Source organism: Sphingomonas sp. OK281 (assembly GCF_900115295.1).
Lineage (GTDB): Bacteria > Pseudomonadota > Alphaproteobacteria > Sphingomonadales > Sphingomonadaceae > Sphingomonas.
Genome location: NZ_FOVZ01000012.1, coordinates 14,151 through 38,100 on the forward strand (window position 1 = coordinate 14,151; position 23,950 = coordinate 38,100).

Below are 23,950 nucleotides of genomic sequence, written 5' to 3' on the forward strand. Positions count from 1 at the left end.
TGCCGCCTGCACCGAAAGCGATGAAGCGATGCTGATGTCTGATGCCTGGCTCGCCGACGCTCGATCAAAACTTAAATCTCTGTTTGATGTTTTTGACCTGCACGGCAAGACATTGGTATCAGCGCAGTTGACAAAAGTTTTAGAACTTCTTGACGCTAAACCAGATGAAAAATTAGGGCATGTTGATACCGACGAAGATCTTAGGTCATTAGCACCGGCGATTAAGCCGGCTTCTTTCAAAGCGACGAACCCACTTATCACCAAACTGTCGCGGGTAATGACGCTCTCACAGGACGACTGCGCTGCCCTGCAGGCGATGTGCCAGGATGTACGTCAAACTGGCGCCCGGCGTGACATCATTCGTGATGGCGACAGACCGGAGCGTGTCCACCTTATTCTAAACGGTTGGGCGTGTCGGTACAAAATCTTGAAGAACGGCAAGCGGCAAATTACCGCTCTGCTGCTCCCCGGAGATTTCTGTGACCTGCACGTAGGCGTGCTCGATCGAATGGATCATGCCATCGGCGCCATAACTTCGACCACCTTTGCCTATGTTGATCGCCTGCAATTCAAGGAACTGACAAGCTCGCGACCGGCAATCATGCGAGCTCTGTGGTGGGCAACGTTGGTTGATGAAGGCGTATTGCGAAGCTGGCTTGTCAGCCTCGGCGTTCGAACAGCGCGCGAAAGGGTAGCGCACCTCATTTGCGAACTTCGTGAACGGATGCGCAATATCGATCGCGAAGACGGTGGTCAGTTCGCTATGCCGTTGACCCAGCCGGATCTAGCTGAGGCTCTTGGGCTCACAGCGGTGCACATCAACCGTGTCGTTCGTCAGCTTATGAAGGAAGGCGTGCTTGAAATACGCAAGGGTCAGGTCACAGTGCTCGATCTGCCTGCCCTCATCGAGATTGCCGAGTTTGACCCCAGCTACCTCCACGCACAGTCGATCGACAAGCACTAATGAGCGCGCCGAGCGCAGTCAGTATGACGCGCGGCAACCGCAAAGCGGTTCGCTTCTACCAAGTTCAGAGTACCGTGGACATGCCAAGGCAAACGGCTTTATTTAGGATCATGCTCAGACAAATTTTCGGCGAGATGAAGGGCATCGCCTAGATACGCCGCGATTAAACTTTGGTCTTGGGAGTCCGCGAGCAGGAGCGCCCAAGCTATCGCTGCACGTAAGGACTCGACGTTTTGTGCGTTCATCGCCGGCATATTACCTGTCCGATTCTTCCAGTTCAGCGGGAGGCATGGAATAAGGTTAATTTCGCGAGCTTCACGCAGATCAAGGCTTTAGAAATTATTTCTGGCAAGATCATTTGATGATTGGTGACCAAGCTCGCGGTGAGGCCGCTCAGTGCATTCTAGATGTTCGTTCATTGCGGAAGGTCATGTTCCCCAGTGAGCTCTTCGACGAGTTCGCCTGGAATATGATGCTGCATCTGTTTGTCGGGCTGGCCAATAACCAAGTTATGACGGAAATTGCTCTCATTGAGAAAGCCGGAGCCAGCGAGCATTCCGGTCGGAGGTGGATTGAGCATCTTGTGAAAGACGGTCAGGTGGCGGAGCGACGCGACCATGACGATGTGGTTCTTACCGCAGACGCCATAGCTCGCCTGCGAACCTTCTTGGACGACGTCCTAAATCGCGGCGACGCAATATTACGCGGCTGAGCGTCATCGGAATGGCTGGTTGGAGCATCAGCAGGCGGGCCATGTCGACGCCAAAAAAGCCCATGTCGCGAAAGTGCTGATTTTGCATCGGGAGTGGCGGGCCGAGCTCATAGTGCTGAACGGATGTCCGCTTTCAAGAACCCCATTTTGCCAGATGAACGTCCAGGTGTGGGCGATAGCGGAAAGGCGGCTTTCAGGGGCAGCTTTGCCGATCGCTAACGTCGCCACGTGGTGTTGAGCAGACATTGCCTAGCTGACTTTAATCCACTCACCGCCAGTTCGACGGGAAACCGAGCCGACCTAAGTTGCGACCGTGATCACAGCCTTTCGAACCGGCAAGGTCGTTGCATTCACTCTCGGGCTTGGTACGCGTCCAGTAGCGGCCAGAGGCTTGTTGTGTCTGCGCCCCTCTGCTCGACTGCGCTGCGAAGCATGTAAAATTCACTGTCGCTCTTGATAATACCTCGACGAACTACCCGCTGGACGACTTTCGAGAAGCGTGCGCGCACCTCTGACAGTGTCGGCAAGTTCATCTGCGAAAGCTCGACGTTGCACGTCATCACGTCCTCGGAGGCCCAGCCGTCCGTAAACTCCAATATATCCCCAATAGTATCGCTTAAACCTTTCCTCGCCTTGGCTGGGGCCTTCTCCGCCATTCGATCAAGCAAGAGTACTGGGTGGTTATCTGGCGCAACCATATCCAGGGGAAACGCCTTGGGGACCATATGGCTGAACCAAGCTCTCAGCTGCATATATTCGGAGGGGTCGATACGCATCGCCGTTATGCTGACAGCGTTGGGTCATTCGCGCAACGGTAGCGGTAACCCTTTGAGCCAGAGCGTTGGACGGTCTGCTGTCGCCCAAAACACGAGGGGGAAGGCGCGACAGCCGCTCCTTAAATCTGCCATTGAGCTTATTTGTGCTTGAAGTCCCAGCTACGATCCCTTGCAGGTTCGCCGTTGATGAGGAACTGCATTCCGTCGAGGTCTCCCTCGGGCCAGACAACAAGCTCTCGATCGTTGATAAAGTTGACTTGTGCGGCATCACCATCTTCAGCCGCATTCCATATGAGCGTCAATTTTTCACCCGGCTCGAGCTCAAAGCATTCCGGCCTAATCTCAACGGATATGTAGATCGGGCTATCCTTGTCATTGACAAAAGTCTGTTGGGTTCGGGCCATTCCTATGGCTTAGCTCCCGATCTCAAACCTGCCAATGTCGGCTTTCCGCAAGCGCCCGCCAAAAGCAGCCCGTCCGCTTTCGTTCCCAACCCGGACATTCCCGAAATCCGATGGTGTTTCAAGAATGGCAGGTCTGGGGCTTCGAAGCGACCGCCAATGACTATGGCGTCTTTTCGAGCGGTATACGACGATCCCATGCCGCGCGCTGATTTTCTTGGGCGGCTAAGGGTGGAACATTGCTGGCCTTACGAACGGCATCAGACAGCAAGCCGCGTTGGTACGGCTCCTGGGTGTATGTGGTCGTCGGTCGCGTGAACTGCGTGCCATATATCTGCGGTCGGCCGCTGTACTGAAGATAACGGTCGAGGGTTGCCGCTCCGATCCACGTCGCGTCTGAGCGTCCGCGTGCAATAGCGATCATCGCCAGTGCGTGCGCCCTCATGAAATCGTCGGGCTTCTCGCCATGCTGAAAAACAAATGCAGCATGATAAAAGTCGTCGCCGCTCGACAATCGACCACTATCGAGCAGTTTTTGCGTCTGCTCTCGCCGGGCGCGATCCGCAGGGAGAACGACTTTCCAGTCAATGTGCGCCGGATCGAGGCGATCAGCTTGGTCGGCATCAAAGATAGAGGTCATAGCCTCACTGGTCGATCGAATGGTGTCAGGAATATACCCTCGATCAGTCTGCCACGGACCCAGCCCAATCGGTGACGCCACCCGCGTCAGTTCATATATGGTTGAATCGAAGGCTGCCCACTGCATGCTGGCGTGACTCGCGCCGTCCGCATGGATCGCGATACGATCCGGCGCTCCCTCAGGCCAAGGATTATCGAAGACAAGCTCGACGCCATCTTCAATTTTATGCGCCTCGCGAGAGCGTCGAGTAGTAGTGTCAGCTTTGATGTCGTTGAAATATTCACCGTTGGTGTCGTAGCTGCTTGGCTGCGTCCACGATCCGGTCCAACCCTTGCGACTGCGCGACACTTCAAGAAGCATTAGCGTCGAGCCCTGTGCGCGGAGCGCCCATATACCGGCAACATCCGCTGCGCACGTTGGTGCAGCACCGCCGATCACCGCCAAAACGGTAACACAAAATTGGATAAGCATTTTCACTGAGCGATTTTGGCCGAAAGATCGAGGGCGTCAATATCGACGCATCGCTGCTATCGGTATTATCTTCCACACGTACCAACCGCTGGGGGTGGGCGAAGGTGGCCGGATGGCATTCCGGAATTGATCGAATTAAGAGAATGTCTGGTTTAAGTTTCGATCTTTCCAAGGCTGGTTCAAAAATGCCATTTTAATGTGACGGCTGCGGCAGGCGCTACGCCAATAGGACTGCCGTGCTGGATGACATGTACAGTCGATTCTGCATTCAGCGGACCGGTGAACTCGGCGCGTATCGGACGCGCGGCAAATCTGCCTGTATCAGATATCCAAATGTCCATGCCTTTAGGAGCGCATACAATAATCTCGTCAGATTGACCTCTGTCTATGCAGGTAGGTTCACGCGGCCGAGCTTTCGCAAGATCAAAATTGACTAGAGTTGGAGTGACAATAGTCGAACTGGGCGATGCGGCTAAAAAGGCGACCATCAGGGTTACGGTCATATCTCAACCTCTTCTCGTTAAGGTAGCGTTCTCTAGAAGATACAAGCGTGTTACGAAAATTTACATGTAGAGGTGCCTGCCGCTTCAACCGCTGCCGCCCGGATCGCGGATACGGGATTTTGCACTCTAGCTAAGTCAGGAGCCTCCACCCTTAGGTGTTCGATGCCGCTACCCCACTGTTCGCGCCACCAGTTGCTTGCGTCCCGTGCACTTATCTGTGGAAGCATGATCCTGGCGTAGATAAGCATTTCATCGGGCGGGATCAGGTCTCGACCATCAGCAAGCGCGTGAGAAAGATCTTTCGCAAGGTCAACGTTCGCGGTTCTCGGCATATTAATTGCGCGCTGCTTCAGATCGGCCTCAAGATTGTGCCTAGCCGCAGCCCATTCCTTCGCCGTAAATCCCGAGGTGGCAAGATCGCACGTCATCTTCCGCAAACCCGTAACCGCCGGTTTCCATTGATCGGCAGCGAAGTTGTCCCAGAGCATGATCTGGCGCTGACCTTGCTCACCGTTCTCGATGAACATGCCGACCTTACCGGGCGGGCTTCCAAGCTGGAGGGCAGCGAGCCGGTCATTGATCGCACGTGTGACGAGCAAGTCCATGATGTCGGCTCGCGCTTGCTGATCGCGCGAAGATGGCGGGACCGGCGTCGGCATTACCACTGTCACCAGCGCAGTCCGACGTCCTTGAGGAAGCGCGGAGAAGCTGACCGGACGGATGAGATTGCGCTGGAACATAGGGAAAGTTTCTTGGCGATACGCGGGTTTTATAGATATCCAGTCCCCAAAGCGCTTCTCGACCAGCTTCTTCACCTCACCCGGCCTCACATTGCCGACGACGACGATCATCATGTTCTCAGGGCGGTACAAGCGTCGATACAGGCCACGAATGGTATCAATACTCGCGGTCGGCACATCGTCGGAGTTCTGCGCATCGAGCCTGTCGTTTGGTGAACCGGGAGCGATTGCAGCGATGTAGTCGGCGTAAATCTCATTGCCGAGCTTCTTGTCCGCCATTTCCCGTATGACTTCACCCCGCGAGGTATCGACCGCATCGGCGCGAAGGGTCATGCCTGTGGCAGCGTCTCTGAACAGGGCCAGCAGCACATCGAGGTCTGCCGAAGCCGTCGTTCTGGTCGAAAGGTAGTAGTTTGACTCCCGCCACGATGTGGAACCCGCATTCGGTGCGGTTAACGTCAGAGGCATACCGATACGCTTGAGGTGGTCTGAATCGTCTGGCGAGCCGATGGTCGGGCTGTGGAACACAATGTGTTCGATTAGATGTGCCAGACCCCGTTCGCCTGGACGATGCTCCGCAATGAAGCCGCCCTCGTTGCGCATGAGTACTGCAACGCCAGGTTCATTGCCTTGCCGGGGCAGGATCGCAAATCGTACACCGTTTTCGAGACGGCCAATTACCGGGGCGCCCCAATCGGCGGAGGGGCGATCTACAATCTCTGAACTGACGCCAACCGCAGCAGGCCTCCTATCCGCGGCAAGTCCCGAAGAAGATAAAACGAACAGCGGGACGGTAATCAAGCACATCGATGCTTGGCAAAATTTCCGCATGTAGGCTCCACTCCTCGACAGGCCGGCCGCCCGTATCATGCGAGTATTTCTAGCCGGCTGGATCGGTGATGTTCCACCTTTGAGGCAGAAAAGTGACTATGTCCGCGGTGTCAGTGCTGATCGTAATTTCCGGTCGCGAACAGGGAGCGGGGAGGTAGGCGCTCTGTCGATTAGGGTCGAAAAACAGCTATGGCGTCAGGCGTATGCCGAACAGCGTTCAGTGGTTTACAAACCCCCTAGCGTACGTCGACAGTCGGGAGCTTCGGCGTTCGTTATATGGATCTGCTGAACCGTAACTTGCTTGTGTCCCTGCGGGAGATACCGGATCGTACGGTGTTTGCCATTGTCTTCGACCAACAATGCATAAGGCACTAGTGCGTTGTCCGGCTCGCCTTCCGTTCGGGCGAGTATCTTCATGCCATCTCGCAACCCTGCCGCATACGCTGGCAACAACCGATCAACGGCGGTTGCGACATTCCCGGCGTTTGCGGTCAGCTCCGCGTCGAAGCCTGGTGAGAACGACGGGCGTTGTTCGGTAACGATCTTGGCGCACGATCCGAATGTTCCTGCCGGCAACAGGATCGGTTCACCGTTGATTAGGTAGCGGGCTACATCGTCAGTGATGTTCAAACCGTTCTTGCGGATTAGCGTCTCAAAAAGGAAGGTCGCTTGCTCTCTCGAAGACCGCGCGGTCGCGAACTGTGCGTGCAGCACCGTGTCCAGATTCACCGCGCCCCTGCTTGTTGCCAGTAAGCGCTCGTTCCAGATCGCCGCCAGCATCGCGCCGCGCTGATAGGGTAGCTTTTGCGCCGCATCGTTGCTCCAGAAAGCCGCCTTAGCCTGCGCTCCCGGCATGGTTCGGACAGGAGAACCGGCATAGGCCGCCAGCATCTCGTTCCAGATGGATGCGAACTCCGTCGGCGTTATTAGACCGGCGCGCACCATCAAGGCACGCGCGTAATAATCGGTAAAGCCTTCACTGAACCAATAGGCAGCAGGCCGCTCTTCCCGATCTTTCGAAAGGGCACCAAGTTGCCCCGGATTCCAGGTATGAAAATACTCGTGGGCGAGGAGCCATTTCATACTCGCTGAAGGCGTTCGCTGATCGATCCATAACGCGAATGCGTCCCCGCGTCCGGTGCCAGCGAAACCCATTGTCGTTGGGCTACCGACAATCGGGGCAGCCGTTACAAGGAAGGGAGCACGGCGGCTTGAGTTCCAGAAGGCGCGCTCCCGTGTAATTACTTGACGCGCCAGGCTGTCTAGTTGCTCCGGGGCAAACGAGTAGCTGCCAACGGTTGCTACTCTCACCGCTGAGCCGTCTGACGCTGCAAAGATGCGAAGATTACGCCCGCCGATAACGACGCTTTCCAACACGTCGGCCACGGTGCCGGAACGGCTCGCCTTGCGGTTTCGACCGGCAAGATGTTCGAGGTCGGAGGCGAAGCCCATACCGTTTGAGCCTGACCAATCGAACGTAGCTGGTGCGTTCTCGCGATCATCGGGGTAGCCGAACATTGCATTGCCGACCGCATAAAACCACTTAGGTCTGATGACAGGTCGGGGCTGCTGGCTGTCGTCTACGGTTGGGTCGTGATCGTAGGCAGATACTATTCGGTAGGTCACTGTCAGCGCCTCGCCGGGAGCCGCAAGAATGCGCCAATGGCCGTCTCGATCTTTCGCGACAGCGGTTGCCCCTTGGACGTCAAAGTCGCGCGCCCACTGCCACAGCCTGCGCTCGCCGGCCCAACCTTCGCCCCATCCGAACCCGGTGGTGCCCGAAGGATTGGCACGGAAGCGGACTTGAACGCGCAACCCGGTAAGCAAGTCACCAGATAAATCAGGCGCTAAGGTATATTGCACGGGGACGGTGATTTCGCGAGGTGCGTTGGACGCGCCTAGCAATAGCAGAGTGAGGCTCAGCGAACGCAAACGCATGCCGCTATCTTACCCAGAGAAATAGGTTCGGCAATCTATTCGCTCGTCCCGCAAACGAACGGCCAGTGGGACGGCGCGGGCATGCTCGAAATCGATCGAATTTTGGGAATGTATTAACTGCGCGGTCAATGGCGCATTAGCGTGCTGGTGCGACGTCCATGTCGCTTGGGGGATAAATATCAGCATCTGGGTCTATAAGAGCGCCGCATTTAGTAGTTATTGAACCTGTGAAGATCCAGTGCATCGTCGTGTTATATGACCTTGCGTATGTTTCGGCCCACATATCGAAAATCGATGGTAAAACATCAGTAACAGTTAAGGCGTTGCTATATATCTCACAATTTGTACCCGGGTACAGATTGTTCATCGAAGACGATAGCCTCCGTCGATATAGTGACGGAATCCAACTATTCCTGTACTGAGAGCGGAAATGGCTCCGGTAAAATTGGGGAACACTAGTAGGAAGATCGCCACGGCGAATGTCGATCCAATGCGCGTACGCGTTAGCCGTACACGGGAAGGCGACGATCGTTGGTTATCCATTTCGACGTTCCATCAAGCAGAGATAATCGGTCAACGATTAGGCCGCTCTGATGAGGTAATTCCGTACCTCCATCAAGTCGTCCTAAGCTACCTATCTGACACTCCCGCTATCGGGCCATGACCCTAAGGCCGTTTTAATTCCCGTTTCACGATCGTTATGGCATACGCGTTCGGGTGGTTAGTCCGGTAGATTGGCTCCCGCCGAAGGTCTTGCGGATCGCCTCGCGTTCTGGCGTGATGTCCCAATGAAGTATCTCGCCGTTGCGCTTGTTCCGTTCCTGTTGGGGGCTGCCCCCGCCCCCGACGTTGTCGATTACACCCTCGCGCCCGAGTTGCACGATGGCACGATCACGGCGTTGTCGGTGGAGGTGCGCTTTCAGGGTGATAAGTCAGGCACGACGACTTTCGACTGGGGAGATAGCTGGGCGGGAGAGGAAAAGCTCGGGCAGTGGGCACGTAATCTCACGGTGGAAGGCGCGCAGACGACGGCCCCTGCACCACACGGTGGGAGGATCATTCACTCCGCTCCCGGAGCGCCACTCGTCGTGCGCTACCGCGTCGTTTCTGCCTTTCCGGCCGATCCCACCGTTGCCGACAGCAAGCAATCCAAGCCGGTAGTCCGCCCCACATGGTTTTATGCAGTGGGCGAAGCGCTGTTTGGGACGCCAGTGGGACGTGGCGATGCGCCGGCTCGGTTCGCTTGGGCCGGACCGCCTGACGTGAGCTTTGCCTCTGATCTGGAACATGATCGTGCTCGGCTGGGGCTGCGAACCAAGACGGTCGATGACGTAGTGGAAAGTATCGTGATCGGCGGGCGCGACCTGCGAATTACGAATTCCACCGCAGGCGGGGCAAAGTTGCAGGTAGCGACGATCGGACAATACGCCTTCGACGCGTCCGCTTTTGAGACGCTAGCATCCAACATCGTCGCAACCGAGCGGCGCTTCTGGGGAGCGACGGACGATCAGCCCTTTCTTATCACGATGACACCCGTCGCTTCCGAGCCAGGCAGGATCAGCTACAGCGGTACTGGACGCACCGACGCCTTCGCGCTGTGGATGGATACAAGCGCGGAAATGTCCAACTTGGGCTGGCTTCTTGCCCATGAGTATTTCCACACCTGGAACTACAGGCAGCTCGGCGAGATGGGTGATGGCGAGCGCGAGGTCGCTTCCTACTGGATGAGCGAGGGCTTTACTGACTTCTACGCTCGGCGCCTGCTGCTACGATCGGAACTGATAACGCCTGAGGCATTCACAAGTAGCTGGAATGAGATGCTGGCGGCCTATGCGCGCTCGACGTATCGCACCGCGCCAGAGGCGAAGATCGCTGCGGATTTCTGGAAGGATCGGGACGCTGAAAAGATACCCTATCAACGCGGTGCCATGTTGGCGGCGCTGTGGGATGCTCGCTTACGTGAAGGCGGGCATGGCAACCTCGATGACGTACTACGCGACCAGCAACGGCGACGCACGCGAATGGCTGCCGCACCATCGCTAACGGCGTTATTCGCGATGACAGCTGCTGCTCATGGACTGCGTATTATGCCAGATCTTACGAGATACGTTGCACAAGGTAGGACGTTGTCACTGCCGGCGGGGGCGTTCGGCCGTTGCGCGACAGTCTCCGAGATCACACGTCCTGTTTTTGAGCGTGGCTATGATGTTGATGCCACGTCCAAGGCCGGGGTCATAACGGGCCTCGATCCTAAGTCGCCAGCCTACAGAGCCGGGCTACGCGATGGCATGCGGCTACTGCGCCGGATAGCGGGTGTGCCGGGGGACTCTCGGGTAGACTACGCCATCGTTGTAAACGACCACGGCGTCGTTCGTACGATCACCTTCAGTCCAGCCGGTCAGATGACCGAGACGCTTCAGCAAATCGTGCTAAATTCGACACTGTTTGCTGCTGATCCGAAAGGGTGCGCGGCTATTCTGGCGGGCTAGCTGTTTCAAATCCGGTTACCGTGGCGCAACGATCGATTCTCGTTTCTCGATGGTGAATTGGGAATCGGCAGGCCGCAGCCAGTAAACGCCAACCGATCCACTGGATGCCTGCTAGGCAGCTCGTTCTTCATCATAGGCCAGCCGGGATCGCTCAATCAGCGGCCAGTGATCCTTGATCCAAGAAGTAAAGCCTTCAAGCGCCGGCAACATGCTCGCGCCGGTAGCCGTCAGCTCATATTCGACGCGGGGCGGCACTTCAGGATAATAGTGACGGGTAAGTAGCCCGTCGCGTTCGAGGTTTCGAAGCGTCAGTGTCAACATCCGCTGTGTGATGCCCTCAATGCTCGCCATCATCGCGGAAAAGCGCAGTCGGTGGCTCTCGGCGACGGCGAGGTTGGACATAACCAAGATTGTCCACTTGTCGCCAAGACGGGCAAGCACGCTGTTCGGGACGCAGGGCCGGAAGCGTGGACCATCGGGTGTCTGGTTATAGGGGCGGCCGTGGATCAGTTTCTCCAAAGGTATCATCCTTGTGCGTGACGCTGCAAATTGTGCCGTCTTTCGCCAGTCCCACCCCGGTATATATTAGGAACCTACGTAGCATCAATGAGAGTGATTATATGTCTCAAACTATAGCGCCTGTCCTGGTTTTCGGGGCGACGGGGCAGCAGGGCGGCTCGGTCACCAACGCCCTGCTCAAGGCGGGCCAGACGGTGCGCGCACTGGTTCGCGATCCCGCATCCGTCAAAGCTATCAAGCTTGCTAGCCGCGGCGTGGAAGTCGTGCGCGGCGACCTATCCGACACGGCATCGATCGAGGAAGCCATGAGTGGAGTGCGAGGCGTGTTCAGCGTCCAGCCTAGCTCGCCAACCGGCACGCTGACCGACGCGGATGAAGTGCGCTACGGGATTGCGGTCGCTGACGCGGCCGTGCGAGCCGGCGTAGAGCAATTCGTTTACAGTTCCGTTGGTACAGCGAGTGACGAGCCGACAGGCATGGGCCATTTCGACAGCAAAGCGGAGATCGAGGCACACGTCCGCACCTTACCAATCGCATGGACGATCGTCCGCCCAGTTGCCTTCATGGACATGCTGGTAATGCCGGGCTTCGGGTTGGACGAGGGCCGCTTCAGCTTCTTCGCGGGCCGCGATCAGACGATGCAATTCCTGGCGGTCGAGGACATCGGCAAATTCGTTGCGCCAATCTTCGCCGACCCGGAGCGCTTTGCTGGGCAAACGATCGAGATCGCAAGCGACATAGTCACCGGCACCGAGATCGAGGCGGCCTTCTCGCGAGCAGCGGGCCGGTCTATTACCTATAGTCGCTTCTCTGACGAGGTGCTTGCGGCCAACCCCTTCCTGAGCGGTTTGACCGCGCTTCTCGACAGTGGGCCGCTGGCAGGACATGCCGATCTTGCAGAGATGCGCCAACTCAACCCAGAAATCCTGACGTTCGAGAGCTGGCTGGCGGGCAGCGGTCGCGAGGCGTTCCAGCTGGCCTTGGGAACGTCCGGGCAGTGGGATTACAACCGCTAAAGCATCCGATGCTGGCACGACTTCGACTCCGGCCGTGCCAGCCCCGCAATCAAAGTTCCCCTTCAGTTGCGATTTTTTTCTCGATTGCGAACGGCCAGCGAGACGGGAAGGTCGTTCTTGGAATCACTGGTGATTTAGGAAAGGTAGCCTGCCGCTACCCGTAGCCGATCCCTGCCCCTTCGTTAGCAGGCGTGGGTTGGGGAGAGCGATAGCGCACACTTAGGCGAGAAGAAGGCGTGCGTCCGAGTACGGTCGGCGACGTGATCGCGGTGCTCGATCACTTTCGGATCGGCCGCGCGATCCTGGTCGGGCATGATTTCGGCGCGAACGTTGCCTGGAACGCGGCGATGATGCGTCCTGACCGGATTGCAGCGGTATTCGGGGCCAGCGTGCCTTTCATTCAGCCTGGCGGTCCGAGTTTTCTCGACCAGCTGCGCGGCGCAGGTGCCGATGACTTCTACATGTTCGACCAGATGACTCCCGAGGCCGATGCCAAATGGGCGGACGCAGCGCACAGCATCCCGGCGAGCCTTTACTGGCTGTCGGGAGAACCGCCGGCAGACGAACGATGGGATCCGTTCGATCCTGGGCGGCACATGCTCCGCCCAGCGCCAGGCGCTCCCACGACCATCGATCCCGCCTATGTCGATGAGATGGTGGAGGTGTTTGGCCGGACGGGCTTTCATGGACCGTTGAACTACTACCGAGCGATCGACACTTTCTACGCGGTCGCCAGCCGGGCTTTCGCGAGCTGCGTGATCGCGCAGCCGAGCTTCTTTCTCACCGGTGAGGCGGACGGCCTGAACGCCGTGCGCAGCCCAACAGAGGATTCGCTTCGTAAAACACTGCCCGAACTGTGCGGCTTCGTCGCATTGACCGGCGTGGGCCAGTGGCCACAGCTTGAGGCGCCGGAGGCGTTCAATGCCGCGCTGGTTGGGTTTCTTGGAACGGTGTCCCCGAACAACGCTTCACGCTAACCGGCCATCCTCCGAGCCGGCCACACGAACTTACCGATCGGGACCGCCAGCGCGTTCTCGCAACGGAACGTGAAGCGGGAAACGAGCACCGCCAATCGCGCTGATGGCCGCGTGCGGGTTCTGCTTTCCCAAAATCTGTTCCCGATTTAAAATTCCCGAAATCGCCAATTTCGATGGGAAAACGGGAAAGATGCTGATTGGCTATGCGCGCGTTTCAACGGCCGATCAGGACTTGGCGCTGCAAAGCGATGCCCTGAACAAAACCGGGTGCGAAAAGCTGTTCACCGATAAGGCGAGCAGCGCGAAGCCGATCGACCGGGGTTGGCTGAAGCCATACATTTTGCACGCGCCGGCGATTGCATCGTAGTCTGGAAACTCGATCGTCTCGGTCGCTCAATTCACGGTCTTATCAGGCTTGCTGCGGACCTCGCGGCACGGAAAATAGACTTCCGATCCCTCACGGACGGTTTTGACACGTCCACCGCTTCGGGGCGGTTCCTGTTTGATATTCTCGCCTCGGTGGCCGAAATGGAGCGCGAGTTGATAAAGGAGCGGACAAGCGCCGGGTTAGCAGCGGCTCGGAGGAAGGGCGGTATTGGACGTGGTCGGAAATCGGCACTGACGCCCGAGAAGCTCGAGACGGCACGCAAGCTTCTCGCGGTAGGGGTTAAGCCTGCCACGGCCGCCAAGCTGCTAGAGGTCGGCGTCTCGACCTTCTACCGTCACTTTCCGGCGAGCGAGAGGGCGGACGGGACGGATGCAGGGTGATATTTGCATTTATGAGTGTGCGCGCGTTAGTTAGTCTATCTAAGCGCATCGTTGGTCAATCACCTGATATCGCCAAAGGCGCGGATCGCTGACCACCAGACCGAGGCCGTCGCGAATACCAGCTTCTAGGGCCGACGCGTGAGAGGTACACCCTAAGGCATCTAACCGCCAAGCGTACTGTCGTATCGGCTGGAATCTCGAAAAGTAGAGCAGCGCGCGGTATCGCGTTGGAGTTCGTGCTATCAATGACACCGTCTCGCAAGGTCAGTCGTCGCGATGGCGTCTGCAATACGATTACGCCGTCCGAGGCATATCCACAATCGACGGCCTGATCGCCGTGGCGCTTTGGACGCCTGGTGGCAGCATCGCTGCCGCCATCAGGTCGACGTTCGTCAGATCGCAGTAATCGATCCACTACTTGGGATCAGTGACCTGAAGGCAAGAGTAACAATCGGGGCTACTTTTGCCGTTGGTTAGTACTGCGAGCCACTTGGCCCTGATCGTAGATGTCAGGCTGATTTTCTGATCGGCCGTTGGAAACTTACCGAATGGGCATAGCCGCCTGAGTGGCAGTGGCTGGACGGGAGCGACTGTTCAGTTCGACGTACCTCCTTCAATTTGATTGAGGGGTGGCACAGGGGAAATTCGGCACCGAGTGCCTGAGCGCCTCCATCAGCACTGGCACAGGCGCGCGGCGCAATCGTCCGGGGAGTAGGGCCCCCATGCCGCTCGTCGCGACCTTCGTGCTTTGAGTCAGGGTTCAGAGGCTGGACTTGTCTTGCAAAAGCGGGAAGTTCCCCGATTGTACACCATGTTAAACGAAAACTACGTGAGATAAAGCGTAGGTTAGATCGACCGACGGGCGGGAGGGTTGGGGATGGGGAACGAGGGGGCGGACACGACAACCGGCGCATGCGCATTCGGTTATCTCGTTGCGGGGCTCCCGGTCCATTCAGACCTGCGCTTGCCCGGGCTGATTGAGGCGGCGATATCGTGCCATCCCTCGATCAGGGTCCGGCGCGCGGACCTCGCGCCTTGCTTGCCGGACGCGATCAGCAGTGGTCCGACGTGGCAAATGGCGGACGGGCGTTTCTTGCTGGAAATACCCGGCATCGTTCGGATGCTGCTGTGTGACGGTCGGGATCTTTGGTACGATCCCGTCGGCCAAACGTGCGATGCCGACCTAGACGTGTTTGTCGGTGGCACCGGCCTGGGCATCCTGTTGCAGCAACGCGGCTGGGTCGTGTTGCACGCCAGCGCGGTGCGTGTCGGTGATGCAGCTGTGCTGTTCTGCGGAGCGTCGGGGGCGGGAAAGTCGACCTTGGCCGCCGCACTGAGCGGTCGCGGGTTCGATCTGGTAGCCGATGATTTCTGTGGCATCACCATCGGCGCCGATGGGGTAGGGCGGGTTCATCCCGACGGCCGCCGGTTCAAGCTGTGGGACGACGCGATCGAGCGGCTGGCGCTCGCCGATCGGCGCGGTGCGGCGGTGCGATCGCGGCTGCACAAATTCCATGTCGATCCGCACGCAACCAGCCTCGCGGCGCTGCCCGTTGCGGCGGTGTACGTACTTGCCGAGGATCGCCCGCCCGCGGTCCCCGGCATCATTCGCGCTAATCTCGTCGATGCTGCGCTGCTGTTGCGGCGGCAGGCCTACCGTCCCGCGCTGGTCCGATGGATGCGACAGCAGCCGTTGTATCTCGCGGCAGCGGCAGCTGTGTCACGCGGTGGCGGTGTCTTTACTCTAACCCGCGCGCGGCGGTTCGAGGCGATGGACGCCGTACTTGACGATCTGGCGACGCACTGGCGCGAACTGGGTATGCCGGGCGCGTGAGACCGACGTTCTGGATCGCATCGTATCCCAAATCAGGCAACACCTGGTTCCGGCTGCTACTCGCCAACCTAGCTCGCGACACGCCGTTGGCGATCAACGACCTGCGGCACGACTCGGGTACGGCCAGCGCCCGCCCGGTCTTCGACGAGGCTATCGGTTTTCCGTCTGCGCTGCTGACCCATGCCGAATCCGACCGGTTGCGTCCCCGCGTCTATCGCGCGTTGGCGGCACAGGCGAGTGCGCCGCGCTTCGTGAAGACGCACGACGCCTGGACGCGAACCGACACCGGCGAACCGTTGATGGGCGGGCCGGATGCTGCGGCGGGCGTAATTCTCATCGCGCGCGATCCGCGCGACGTGGTCGCCTCCCTTGCGCATCATATGGAGCGAGACATTGACTGGACGATCGCGTTCATGGCGGATCCGACCTCCGCCTTCTGTGGAAGAGTCGATCGCCAGCATCACCAGTTACGACAACAATTGCTCGGCTGGAGCGGGTTCAACGATGGATGGATGCGACAGGACGTACTGCCCATCCATATCGTGCGTTACGAAACGTTGCAGGCCGACGCAGTGGCGACCTTCGCGGCCGCACTGCGTTTTGCCCGGGTGGAAGCCTCCGCGGAGGCGATCGCGCGCGCCGTCGATTTCGCGAGTTTTGACAGGGTGCAGGCGCAGGAACGTGCGAGTGGCTTCGGCGAGGCACCCCCGCAGCTACACCATGGGGGCTTCTTCCGGCGCGGCGTAGCCGGCAATTGGCGCCACGAACTCAGTGCGGCGGAGGCCTCGCGCATCGTCGCTGTGCACGGCGCCACGATGGCGCGACTGGGTTATGGACCCGGCGGATGAGACGCGCGACGACCGCGCTGACGATGGGGCCGTTGCGCCAGGCACTCGTGATCGAGGCGGCGGCGAGCCTGCTGGCAGCACGGTTGCGGCTGCGGCTGCAGCCGTTCGGACGGATCATGGCCGGGCTGGGACGCTTCGTACCGCCCACGCCGGTCGACGCTCCGTTGCCGGTCGACCTCGTCCGTCGTCGTCGTATCGCGCAGGTCCGCTGGGCGATCGAGGTCGCGGCACCGCTGATGCCGTTCCGCGCGGTATGCCTGCAACGCTCGCTCGCAGGGCGGGCGATGCTGGCGCGACGCGGGATCGACGCTATCCTCCATTTTGGCGGCACAGTGAATGCGGGGGCCCCCGATGGCGAACATGCGTGGCTGACGGCAGACGGGATCGGCGTCGCAGGCTATCCGATCGACCCGGCGACGGTTGAGATCGGGCGGATCGTGCCGCCTGGTTGGCCGTAGTCAAGCAGTGCCGCCAGCCAATCGTTCACTTCGCAATCGATCACCAGATGTACCCGATCGGTCGTGCCTTGATTGGCGACACTGTGGCGATCGGCCAGACGCAAATACCATGTCTCGCCGATGGCCATGTCAATGCGCGTACCATTCAATCGGAAATCGACGTGGGGGTTGGTCGTCACCGGCACGTGAATGCGGGCCATTCCCTGTTCGGCCGACAGGTCGTGGTCGCTATGTTCGCGGATGGTCGATCCGGGCGTCAGTCGCATCAGACGCGCGGTCTGCAACGGACATCGGAACGCTGCCAGAACTGCCCCAAACGCTGGGCAATGCGCGAGTGCAGGCGCATCGACGAACGCGGTGGCGGTGGGATCGGCATAGATCATCATAACCGGATGGGTCGCCCCCGCCACCATGCGCAGCGGCAGTGCCTGCCATGTGCCTTCGTAATTCCGCTGAACGAGATGGTCGATCCATTGCGGTGCCGAAAGCCGCGCGAGATCGCTGGCGAGCGGCCCGGGAGCAAATGTCATCGGCAGACGTATTCGGTCGGCGGCCGTCGCGTATTGGCGGTGCCCATCAAGCATGATATTCGCCCCCGCGTCAGATGGTTGATCGCCCGGTAACAGGAGTGACGCTATCGGAGGCGACGGCTGGGGGGAAGCGGTTAGAATGAAAGTCGACGTCGAATCGTCGGGGGCGGCGATGCTGGCGCGTTTGCGCAACGCGATCTGCACCGATTCGGCGCTTGCGGCACGGCTCGCCACAATCGCGGATGCCGATGTGTTCGTCGTCGTCGCGCGCGTCGAAGCGTTAGCGCTGGGGATCGACCTGTCCCAAGCCACAATCGCGGCGGCGGCGGGCCCCGATCCGCTTGGCGTCAAGCGATTTGCGCTGCCGCTGCCGACTCAGGACGAATGGCCCGCACCCGACTGGCTGCCGGTCGCGGTTGTCGACGGTGCGGCGGGGCCGGTGGTCGAATGGCTGCATTTTGCAAAACGACGGCTGACCGATCCGTTTTTCGAGGATGCCGTACGTAGGGCGCGGCGTGTACCGCTCAACCGACTGTGTCCAGTGCTTACCCCACTTGACCGGTTCGCCGAGACCATGCCCACCGATGCGGCTTTCACCCCTTCGGGACTTGTCTTTCACCTGTCGCGTTGTGGATCGACGCTGGGGGCGCAAATGCTGGCGGCGGTGACGGGGCACATCGTCGCCTCCGAACCGGCACCGCTCGACGCGATAATCCAGCGAGCCTCGTCGGGGGAAGCCGACGCTCGGCGCGACGCGGTCGCACAGATACGCGCGATGGTCTCGGCGCTGCTGCGCGACCGGCATGGCGACCGGCAGGTCGGCGTGGTGAAGCTCGACTGCTGGCACATGCTGACGTGGGACGTGTTTGCCGAGGCGTTTCCAGATGTCCCGTTCCTGTTCCTGTATCGCGATCCCGTTGAAGTACTTGTATCGCATGCCAAGCAACCAGGGTCGCAGATGGTGCCCGGCCTGATTCCGCATCTTGCCGACGATTTCGATTACGCAAGCGATCCCGCGATTTTTGGCGCGAGACTGCTCGGACGCATAGCGGACGCGGCAACCGACGCGGTGCGCGCGGGGCGTGCGATCGCGCTGCGGTACGACTCGCTGCCTGAGGCATTATTCGACCGCATCCTCCCCCATTTCGCCATCGCCGCCGGCGATGCCGATCGCGAGGCGATGCATTGGGCGGGCGCGCGCAACGCCAAGACACCTTCCAGGCAGTTCGTCGATGATCGTGCCGCCAAGCAAGCCGAGGCGAGCCCGGGCCTGCGCGCCCAAGCGGTCGCGTTTCTTTCGTCGCCGGTCGCGTGGCTCGACACGGCGAGGGCGGTGCAATGATCGTTCGCAAGCAGGGGGACTGGCTGACAGCTTCGGTCGGCGACGAGGTGCTGATGATGAGCGCCGACCATGGCACCTATGTCGGGCTGAACGCGGTCGGCGCGCGGATCTGGACATTGCTGGACGAGATCGACGACCGTGAGGATCTGTGCGCCCGGCTGTGCGAAGAGTTCACCGTCACGCCAGAGGTGTGCGCGCGCGAGGTCACGATGTTCCTGGACGCGCTGGCGGCGCAGGGCGCGATCATATCCGAACCATCCGGCGGCCGTTCCCCGTGAGCGCGATTGCCGGGATCGTACGGTTCGACGGTGCTGCCATCGATCCCCGCGCCATCGACAGGATGTTGGCGGCGATGGCACGGCGCGGACCCGATGGTGCCAATGCCGTTATGCTGGACTCCGTCGGCATCGGCCACGCTCTTATGCGGGTGAACCGGGAGGACTGGCACGAGGCTCAGCCGATTGCTGACGACGGTCTGCTTCTCGCCGCCGACCTGCGCTTGGACAATCGCGACGCTCTGGCGTCCGAGCTGGGCATCGATGCGACCGGGATGGCGGACTCGACCATCCTGTTCGCCGCCTGGCGCCGCTGGGGGGCGGACTGTGTCGACCGCCTGATCGGTGATTTCGCGTTTGCCCTTGTCGATCCGGCCGCGCGAACGCTGTTGCTGGCGCGCGATCCTCTCGGCCAGCGCGGTGTCTACTGGCACTGCGGCGACGGATTCCTCGCATTCGCCAGCGAACCGAAGGGCCTGTGGGCGGTAGAGGGCGTACCGCGTCGTCTGTCGGACGCGGCCATGGGCAAGCGGTTGCTGTCGCCCGTGGATCCGGGGCCGGAGACGACGTTGTTCGAGGGTATCGAATCCCTCCCCGGTGGCGCGACGCTGCGACTGGGGGAGGGGGGACAGGTCGTCGTCGAACGATACTGGGTGCCGCATGCCGCGACCTGTCATGTCGGGCACGACGATGCGTATTATGTCGAAACCTATCGCCGGATCGTAACGGAGGCGGTGGAATGTCGCGTCCGCCGCACGCTGCGTTCGCCCGCGTTGCTGTTCAGCGGTGGCTTCGACAGCGGCAGCATCGCCGCGGTCGCGGCGCCGATCGTGGCGGCCCAGGGCCGGCGGATAGTGGCCGTGTGTTCCGCACTGGCCGAAGAGGACGTCCGCCCGGTCCGCAGCGCCCGTGCCGCGGCAAGCGCCTTTGCCGACCGCGAGGGGATCGATCTGCGCTGGTTCGTGCGGCGCGACGAAACGGTGCTCGACGATATCGAGGCGCTGTTCGCCGGTGCCGACGATTGCGCGGGGATATCGCATGTCCGCCCGCATCTATTCGCGATGGCGGCGGCGTCCGGGGCGCGACTGGTGATGGATGGACACGGTGGGGACTATACCGTCAATCCGCGCGATGCCTGGGCGCTAGGTCGTGTGCTGCGCCGTGGCGACGTCCGCCGGTTCGTCCGCGAATTTCACCTTCGCATGTTGGTGACGGGGCTCGGTGTAGTGCGCACGGTCCGCAACGACGTGCTCGGCGCGCTGTTGCCGCTCCGCCTGATCGCATGGCAACAGGTGATACGGCGACGGTTCCTGCCCGCTTGGCGGCTGCGCGCGATCGCTCCCGCGCTGGCACGCGTGCTGATGAGCAGCGGCGGGGTTCATGCTGGACGATTGCGTCAGCCGATGCCGGTCCACGCGCGCTGGGAAGCGTTGCGTCGTCACCGCCTTCACCGGATTACGTGGGCCGCGCCGGCAATGACCAACCTGGCGGCGCGATACGGCATGGACCTGACGCGGCCGTTTCATGATCGCAGGGTGGTCGAATTCGCGTTGGCGATCCCTGCTCGGTTGACCTTCCGCGACGGCCGCGACCGTTATCTGGCGCGTATCGCCCTGGCCAGCCTACTGCCTCCACGCCTGCTGGCGTCAGGGCCGGGCAACGACGCGGAGGAGCCCGACTTCTTCCGCATGGCGGCCACGGTGGTGCCGGATGCCATTAGAAGCCTTCGAGCGGGTGACAATGCCGGGCGTCTGGCCCGTGTCCTTGATTTCGATCGCCTCGCCGACGAGGTCGCCGATATCGACGAAGCGCGTCTGGGGGATCATCGCGCGCTGTACCGCGCGACGTTCGGGGTCGCTCTCGCGCGCTTCATTCTCTGGTTCGAACGGCGGAACGACGGTACGATACCCGCCGGGCGAAATCAGGAGCCGTAGGGCCCGTACACCGGGGTCGATCCATCGGATCCGAACGCGACCTGTGCCCCGGCACCGCGTGCGTCGGACGTGATGACTTCCGGCGTCTGCCATGGCCGCCGTGCGTCGGGAATCCCGACCGATGCATCGGAAGACTTGTTCAGGGTCCGATCGTCCGTGCCGTCCATATGCCGCATCCCACCGATTATCCGCTTGTACGGTACTTGTGTTGGAATGCCATCATATCCCAATCCCCGCAAGTCTGCGTAAAAAGTTGGATGATATTGGAAGAATCTATCTTCGTCGTCGAAATTCTTGCTTGTATCACGGTGGCGGATCAATCAAGTTGCTAGAGCAACGGTGATCGCACCGCGCAGCAGGAGCGGAATGGGACATGGCAGAGCCGTTCATTGGTGAAATCAAGTTGTTCGGTTTCGGATTCGCTCCGCGCAACTATGTGGCGTGCGACGGTCGACTGCTGCCGGTCAACCAGTATCAGGCGCTCTTTTCGCTGCTTGGTACGCGATACGGCGGAAACGGCGTTCAGAATTTCGCGATTCCCGATCTGCGCGGCCGGACGCCACTGCATTTCGCACCGGCCACCATCTCCATCGGTATGCGTGAAGGCGTCGAAGCGGTCCCGCTGACGCAGGGGCAGATACCGCCGCACTCGCATCAGTTGGCAGGAACCAATCAGACCGCGACACAACGACCGGTAACGGGCGCTGCGTTCGCGAACGACGTTTCGCTCCCCGTCGACTTCTACGCGCCGGCCAGCATCACTTCGCCCGCCGCAAAAGTGACGTTGTCACCGCAAACGCTGGCGTCGGCTGGAGGGGCCCAGCCACACAACAACATGCAGCCCTATCAGGTGTTGAACTTCTGCATTGCAGTCGCCGGCATCTTTCCTTCGCGCAACTGATCCGACGAAAGGCTAACCTGCGATGAGCGATCCCTTTGTCGGCGAAATTCGGTTGTTCGGCGGTAACTATGCACCGGCGGGCTGGGCTCTTTGTAACGGATCCCTTCTGGCGATCAGCGACTTCGAAACCCTCTATACCCTGATCGGCACGACCTATGGCGGCGACGGTGTCAACACCTTCGGCCTGCCCAGTCTGGCTGGACGAGTACCGTTGGGTCAGGGGACAGGGCCCGGCCTTACCGCGCGTTCGATGGGAGAGATGGGCGGTGAGGAGCAGCATTCGCTGAACTCGGCCGAACTGGCCAGCCACACCCACGGCGTGGTCGCCGCTACCGTCGCCGGCTCGCTAACCGGTCCGACGAGCGACGCGATCACCGCGACGCCGACCGGCGGCACCGCAAAGACGTCCATGTACGTGACGCAGGGAACCAGCGCGATGGTACCTGCGGCCATGTCGACAGGCGCGGTCAGGCCGTTCGGCGGCAGTCAACCGCACGAGAACATGATGCCGACGCTCTGCGTAAACTACATCATCAGCCTTTACGGCATCTATCCCACGCAAAACTAGGTTGGGACACAACAATCATGTCGGATCCTTTCATTGGCGAGATCAAGCTCGTCGGTTTTGACTTTCCGCCGCGCGGTTACGCCTACTGCAACGGGCAGACCATGCAAATTCGTCAGAATGCGGCGCTCTATGCAATACTTGGCGTCCAGTTCGGCGGTGACGGCCAAAACACGTTCAATCTACCTAATCTAGCAGGATCGGTCGCGATGGGACCGGGCAACGGGCCTGGCCTGACTCCGCGTCGGATCGGTGACGTCGTCGGGACCCCCACGGTCACGCTGACGACTGCCCAGATACCGGCTCACATCCACCAGCTTAACGGCGCATCGCTGAACCCGCAGAATCCGGCACAGAACGTCGCGACGCCCGATGGAAAGGCGATGTACGGCATCTCCAATCCCGGCCCCGCCTATGTGCTGACGCCGACACCCGACATCCCCATGTCGCCCGAGGCGATCAGCGTTGCCGGTGGTGGCGAGGCGCACAAGAACATGCATCCGTTCCAGACGATCAATTTCGTCATCGCGCTGCAGGGTGTCTTCCCCGCGCGCAACTGATGGCAATGATCCCGGTCGACCTTCCGCCCGCGCTGGTTGCTCAGGGCATCGCTCTTCGTCAGGAACGCGACGATGACATCCTGTTCCTGACGGAACTATACGCATCGACCCGTGCCGGCGAACTGGAGCTGCTCCCGCATTGGACCGACTCGGACAAGGCGGCGTTCGTCGTTCAGCAGTTCGCGGCGCAGCGGCATCATTATCGCACGACGTTGACCGATGTTCATTTCGCCGTGGTCGAGCACGGCGGGCAGCCAATCGCCAGGTTATACGTTCAACTACGGCGGAACGCGATGCAGTTGATCGACATTACGTTGCGTCCCGAGCGGCGCGGTGCCGGCCTTGGCAGCGCGCTGATCACGGCGGTAATAGACTCGGCCGTACGGCGCCGGCTGGACGTAGGACTGTTCGTGGAGCGCTACAGCGCGGCGCTCCCGCTATACCGTCGGCTTGGGTTCACGACGCTTGCCGAGCACGATATCTATCTGGAAATGGAACGCCGGCAAGACGCGGGTCAGTTGAAGACCGCTTCGTAAAGGATGACATCGCCGTCACGCCCGACCGGAACGAGGAAGATGTCGGTTGGCCCAAGCGCGGGATGCGCCAGCTTATAGTCCCCCTGGCCGCGCACTGTGGGATCTGGCGCCGCGAACAGCAGTACGAATGGGGGGCGCGGCAAACGCCCACCCGATCTGTCGGGTAGCGCAGTCGCTTGGCGCAGGAAAAAGGGTGCTGCGGCCTCGTTGCCGATCAGCGCGAACGCTTCGGCCAGATAAGGCGTGAAATCTTCGAGAACGAGCGTCATGGTCGCTGAAGTGAACCAGGTTCCCGACACAATCAAGCGTCCTGTCGCCGCCGATCCCTGTACTGCGAACGGCGGGGATCTGCGCCCATTCTCGATCATATGCGCCTGTAGCGTCTGGCCCCGGCAAGCGGCCGACATCATTCGTATCCGAGA

26 protein-coding genes and 1 pseudogene are annotated in these 23,950 nt (G+C 60.3%); 17 read left to right on the forward strand and 10 right to left on the reverse strand.

Features of this window, described 5'->3' with window-relative positions; translation table 11 throughout:
- Window positions 1–28: 28 nt before the first annotated feature.
- The 3 genes from BM244_RS22000 (at window position 29) to BM244_RS22005 (ending at window position 1,676) form a co-directional block, all read left to right on the forward strand.
- Window positions 29–964 (forward strand): Crp/Fnr family transcriptional regulator, encoded by a 936-nt coding sequence (locus tag BM244_RS22000; protein WP_254784759.1) that lies wholly within the window; start codon window positions 29–31, stop codon window positions 962–964.
- Window positions 964–1,116: a hypothetical protein gene (locus tag BM244_RS23330; protein ID WP_175518366.1), complete on the forward strand. Its 153-nt coding sequence runs from the start codon at window positions 964–966 to the stop codon at window positions 1,114–1,116. The genes BM244_RS22000 and BM244_RS23330 overlap by 1 nt, the downstream gene beginning before the upstream one ends.
- 209 nt (window positions 1,117–1,325) lie before the next feature.
- Window positions 1,326–1,676, forward strand: coding sequence for a hypothetical protein (locus tag BM244_RS22005; RefSeq protein ID WP_093401056.1), 351 nt, complete (start codon window positions 1,326–1,328; stop codon window positions 1,674–1,676).
- 350 nt (window positions 1,677–2,026) lie between these two features.
- Here BM244_RS22005 and BM244_RS22010 read toward each other — a convergent pair whose 3' ends face one another.
- The 6 genes from BM244_RS22010 to BM244_RS22030 form a co-directional block, all read right to left on the reverse strand.
- Window positions 2,027–2,452 (reverse strand): hypothetical protein, encoded by a 426-nt coding sequence (locus BM244_RS22010; protein ID WP_139227080.1) that lies wholly within the window; start codon window positions 2,450–2,452, stop codon window positions 2,027–2,029.
- Window positions 2,453–2,589: 137 nt separating this feature from the next.
- Entirely contained in the window at window positions 2,590–2,856 is a 267-nt protein-coding gene (locus tag BM244_RS22015) for a hypothetical protein (RefSeq protein ID WP_093401058.1), read from the reverse strand.
- Between the two features lie 160 nt (window positions 2,857–3,016).
- Window positions 3,017–3,970: a hypothetical protein gene (locus tag BM244_RS22020; RefSeq protein ID WP_139227082.1), complete on the reverse strand. Its 954-nt coding sequence runs from the start codon at window positions 3,968–3,970 to the stop codon at window positions 3,017–3,019.
- 173 nt (window positions 3,971–4,143) lie between these two features.
- Window positions 4,144–4,467 (reverse strand): hypothetical protein, encoded by a 324-nt coding sequence (locus BM244_RS22940; RefSeq protein ID WP_139227084.1) that lies wholly within the window; start codon window positions 4,465–4,467, stop codon window positions 4,144–4,146.
- Between the two features lie 50 nt (window positions 4,468–4,517).
- Complete coding sequence (locus BM244_RS22025; RefSeq protein ID WP_175518367.1) at window positions 4,518–6,038, reverse strand: M16 family metallopeptidase; 1,521 nt, start codon at window positions 6,036–6,038, stop codon at window positions 4,518–4,520.
- Between the two features lie 225 nt (window positions 6,039–6,263).
- Window positions 6,264–7,976: a M61 family metallopeptidase gene (locus BM244_RS22030; protein WP_093401061.1), complete on the reverse strand. Its 1,713-nt coding sequence runs from the start codon at window positions 7,974–7,976 to the stop codon at window positions 6,264–6,266.
- 788 nt (window positions 7,977–8,764) lie between these two features.
- Here BM244_RS22030 and BM244_RS22035 point away from each other — a divergent pair.
- The gene (locus tag BM244_RS22035) at window positions 8,765–10,465 is read left to right on the forward strand and encodes a M61 family metallopeptidase (RefSeq protein ID WP_093401062.1); all 1,701 of its coding nucleotides are present in this window, start codon (window positions 8,765–8,767) and stop codon (window positions 10,463–10,465) included.
- Between the two features lie 111 nt (window positions 10,466–10,576).
- On the opposite strand, the gene BM244_RS22040 is transcribed toward BM244_RS22035, so the two are convergent.
- Window positions 10,577–10,984, reverse strand: a complete 408-nt coding sequence (locus tag BM244_RS22040; protein ID WP_093401099.1) for a winged helix-turn-helix transcriptional regulator — start codon at window positions 10,982–10,984, stop codon at window positions 10,577–10,579.
- A gap of 17 nt (window positions 10,985–11,001) precedes the next feature.
- On the opposite strand from BM244_RS22040, the gene BM244_RS22045 reads away from it, so the two are divergent.
- From BM244_RS22045 to BM244_RS22070, 6 genes and pseudogenes are all read left to right on the forward strand, one after another.
- Window positions 11,002–12,000 (forward strand): NmrA/HSCARG family protein, encoded by a 999-nt coding sequence (locus BM244_RS22045; RefSeq protein WP_217649199.1) that lies wholly within the window; start codon window positions 11,002–11,004, stop codon window positions 11,998–12,000.
- 260 nt (window positions 12,001–12,260) lie between these two features.
- Entirely contained in the window at window positions 12,261–12,977 is a 717-nt protein-coding gene (locus tag BM244_RS22050) for an alpha/beta fold hydrolase (RefSeq protein ID WP_175518368.1), read from the forward strand.
- A gap of 190 nt (window positions 12,978–13,167) precedes the next feature.
- Window positions 13,168–13,745: pseudogene (locus BM244_RS22055) on the forward strand (recombinase family protein).
- Between the two features lie 1,093 nt (window positions 13,746–14,838).
- Window positions 14,839–15,579 carry a hypothetical protein gene (locus BM244_RS22060; RefSeq protein WP_139227086.1) on the forward strand — a complete coding sequence of 247 codons (741 nt, stop codon included), beginning with the start codon at window positions 14,839–14,841 and terminating at the stop codon, window positions 15,577–15,579.
- Window positions 15,576–16,427: a sulfotransferase domain-containing protein gene (locus tag BM244_RS22065; RefSeq protein ID WP_175518369.1), complete on the forward strand. Its 852-nt coding sequence runs from the start codon at window positions 15,576–15,578 to the stop codon at window positions 16,425–16,427. Before BM244_RS22060 ends, BM244_RS22065 begins: the two co-directional genes overlap by 4 nt.
- Window positions 16,424–16,885, forward strand: coding sequence for a lasso peptide biosynthesis B2 protein (locus tag BM244_RS22070; RefSeq protein WP_093401067.1), 462 nt, complete (start codon window positions 16,424–16,426; stop codon window positions 16,883–16,885). The genes BM244_RS22065 and BM244_RS22070 overlap by 4 nt, the downstream gene beginning before the upstream one ends.
- Here the strand turns inward: BM244_RS22070 and BM244_RS22075 are convergent.
- Window positions 16,825–17,619: an aspartyl/asparaginyl beta-hydroxylase domain-containing protein gene (locus BM244_RS22075; protein ID WP_217649200.1), complete on the reverse strand. Its 795-nt coding sequence runs from the start codon at window positions 17,617–17,619 to the stop codon at window positions 16,825–16,827. The two genes, BM244_RS22070 and BM244_RS22075, sit on opposite strands and share 61 nt — an antisense overlap.
- Here BM244_RS22075 and BM244_RS22080 point away from each other — a divergent pair.
- Genes BM244_RS22080 through BM244_RS22090 form a run of 3 tightly spaced genes read left to right on the forward strand, consistent with a single transcriptional unit; the run spans window position 17,588 to window position 20,966 of the window.
- On the forward strand, window positions 17,588–18,757 hold the full coding sequence (locus BM244_RS22080) for a sulfotransferase (protein ID WP_139227087.1): 1,170 nt from the start codon (window positions 17,588–17,590) through the stop codon (window positions 18,755–18,757). The two genes, BM244_RS22075 and BM244_RS22080, sit on opposite strands and share 32 nt — an antisense overlap.
- Window positions 18,754–19,035 carry a PqqD family protein gene (locus tag BM244_RS22085; RefSeq protein ID WP_093401070.1) on the forward strand — a complete coding sequence of 94 codons (282 nt, stop codon included), beginning with the start codon at window positions 18,754–18,756 and terminating at the stop codon, window positions 19,033–19,035. The genes BM244_RS22080 and BM244_RS22085 overlap by 4 nt, the downstream gene beginning before the upstream one ends.
- Complete coding sequence (locus BM244_RS22090; RefSeq protein WP_093401071.1) at window positions 19,032–20,966, forward strand: asparagine synthetase B family protein; 1,935 nt, start codon at window positions 19,032–19,034, stop codon at window positions 20,964–20,966. The genes BM244_RS22085 and BM244_RS22090 overlap by 4 nt, the downstream gene beginning before the upstream one ends.
- Here BM244_RS22090 and BM244_RS22095 read toward each other — a convergent pair.
- On the reverse strand, window positions 20,954–21,133 hold the full coding sequence (locus BM244_RS22095; protein ID WP_093401072.1) for a hypothetical protein: 180 nt from the start codon (window positions 21,131–21,133) through the stop codon (window positions 20,954–20,956). The genes BM244_RS22090 and BM244_RS22095 overlap by 13 nt on opposite strands.
- Window positions 21,134–21,339: 206 nt before the next feature.
- Between BM244_RS22095 and BM244_RS22100 the strand changes: the two genes are divergently transcribed.
- Genes BM244_RS22100 through BM244_RS22115 form a run of 4 tightly spaced genes read left to right on the forward strand, consistent with a single transcriptional unit; the run spans window position 21,340 to window position 23,528 of the window.
- Window positions 21,340–21,867, forward strand: coding sequence for a phage tail protein (locus tag BM244_RS22100; protein WP_093401073.1), 528 nt, complete (start codon window positions 21,340–21,342; stop codon window positions 21,865–21,867).
- A 22-nt stretch (window positions 21,868–21,889) separates the two neighbouring features.
- Complete coding sequence (locus BM244_RS22105) at window positions 21,890–22,435, forward strand: phage tail protein (RefSeq protein ID WP_093401074.1); 546 nt, start codon at window positions 21,890–21,892, stop codon at window positions 22,433–22,435.
- 17 nt (window positions 22,436–22,452) lie between these two features.
- Window positions 22,453–22,992, forward strand: a complete 540-nt coding sequence (locus tag BM244_RS22110; protein WP_093401075.1) for a phage tail protein — start codon at window positions 22,453–22,455, stop codon at window positions 22,990–22,992.
- Window positions 22,992–23,528, forward strand: coding sequence for a GNAT family N-acetyltransferase (locus BM244_RS22115; protein ID WP_093401076.1), 537 nt, complete (start codon window positions 22,992–22,994; stop codon window positions 23,526–23,528). The genes BM244_RS22110 and BM244_RS22115 overlap by 1 nt, the downstream gene beginning before the upstream one ends.
- On the opposite strand, the gene BM244_RS22120 is transcribed toward BM244_RS22115, so the two are convergent.
- Complete coding sequence (locus tag BM244_RS22120; RefSeq protein ID WP_093401077.1) at window positions 23,507–23,797, reverse strand: DUF6916 family protein; 291 nt, start codon at window positions 23,795–23,797, stop codon at window positions 23,507–23,509. The genes BM244_RS22115 and BM244_RS22120 overlap by 22 nt on opposite strands.
- Window positions 23,798–23,950 lie beyond the last annotated feature (153 nt).

What these genes read in the sequence shown, in the direction of transcription:
- BM244_RS22000 (WP_254784759.1), top strand. Translation starts at nt 29, where the DNA reads ATGCTGATGTCTGATGCCTGGCTCGCCGACGCTCGATCAAAACTTAAA.
- BM244_RS23330 (WP_175518366.1), top strand. Translation starts at nt 964, where the DNA reads ATGAGCGCGCCGAGCGCAGTCAGTATGACGCGCGGCAACCGCAAAGCG.
- BM244_RS22005 (WP_093401056.1), top strand. Translation starts at nt 1,326, where the DNA reads ATGATTGGTGACCAAGCTCGCGGTGAGGCCGCTCAGTGCATTCTAGAT.
- BM244_RS22010 (WP_139227080.1), bottom strand. Translation starts at nt 2,452, where the DNA reads ATGCGTATCGACCCCTCCGAATATATGCAGCTGAGAGCTTGGTTCAGC.
- BM244_RS22015 (WP_093401058.1), bottom strand. Translation starts at nt 2,856, where the DNA reads ATGGCCCGAACCCAACAGACTTTTGTCAATGACAAGGATAGCCCGATC.
- BM244_RS22940 (WP_139227084.1), bottom strand. Translation starts at nt 4,467, where the DNA reads ATGACCGTAACCCTGATGGTCGCCTTTTTAGCCGCATCGCCCAGTTCG.
- BM244_RS22025 (WP_175518367.1), bottom strand. Translation starts at nt 6,038, where the DNA reads ATGCGGAAATTTTGCCAAGCATCGATGTGCTTGATTACCGTCCCGCTG.
- BM244_RS22030 (WP_093401061.1), bottom strand. Translation starts at nt 7,976, where the DNA reads ATGCGTTTGCGTTCGCTGAGCCTCACTCTGCTATTGCTAGGCGCGTCC.
- BM244_RS22035 (WP_093401062.1), top strand. Translation starts at nt 8,765, where the DNA reads ATGAAGTATCTCGCCGTTGCGCTTGTTCCGTTCCTGTTGGGGGCTGCC.
- BM244_RS22070 (WP_093401067.1), top strand. Translation starts at nt 16,424, where the DNA reads ATGAGACGCGCGACGACCGCGCTGACGATGGGGCCGTTGCGCCAGGCA.
- BM244_RS22080 (WP_139227087.1), top strand. Translation starts at nt 17,588, where the DNA reads ATGCTGGCGCGTTTGCGCAACGCGATCTGCACCGATTCGGCGCTTGCG.
- BM244_RS22085 (WP_093401070.1), top strand. Translation starts at nt 18,754, where the DNA reads ATGATCGTTCGCAAGCAGGGGGACTGGCTGACAGCTTCGGTCGGCGAC.
- BM244_RS22095 (WP_093401072.1), bottom strand. Translation starts at nt 21,133, where the DNA reads ATGGACGGCACGGACGATCGGACCCTGAACAAGTCTTCCGATGCATCG.
- BM244_RS22100 (WP_093401073.1), top strand. Translation starts at nt 21,340, where the DNA reads ATGGCAGAGCCGTTCATTGGTGAAATCAAGTTGTTCGGTTTCGGATTC.
- BM244_RS22105 (WP_093401074.1), top strand. Translation starts at nt 21,890, where the DNA reads ATGAGCGATCCCTTTGTCGGCGAAATTCGGTTGTTCGGCGGTAACTAT.
- BM244_RS22110 (WP_093401075.1), top strand. Translation starts at nt 22,453, where the DNA reads ATGTCGGATCCTTTCATTGGCGAGATCAAGCTCGTCGGTTTTGACTTT.
- BM244_RS22115 (WP_093401076.1), top strand. Translation starts at nt 22,992, where the DNA reads ATGGCAATGATCCCGGTCGACCTTCCGCCCGCGCTGGTTGCTCAGGGC.
- BM244_RS22120 (WP_093401077.1), bottom strand. Translation starts at nt 23,797, where the DNA reads ATGACGCTCGTTCTCGAAGATTTCACGCCTTATCTGGCCGAAGCGTTC.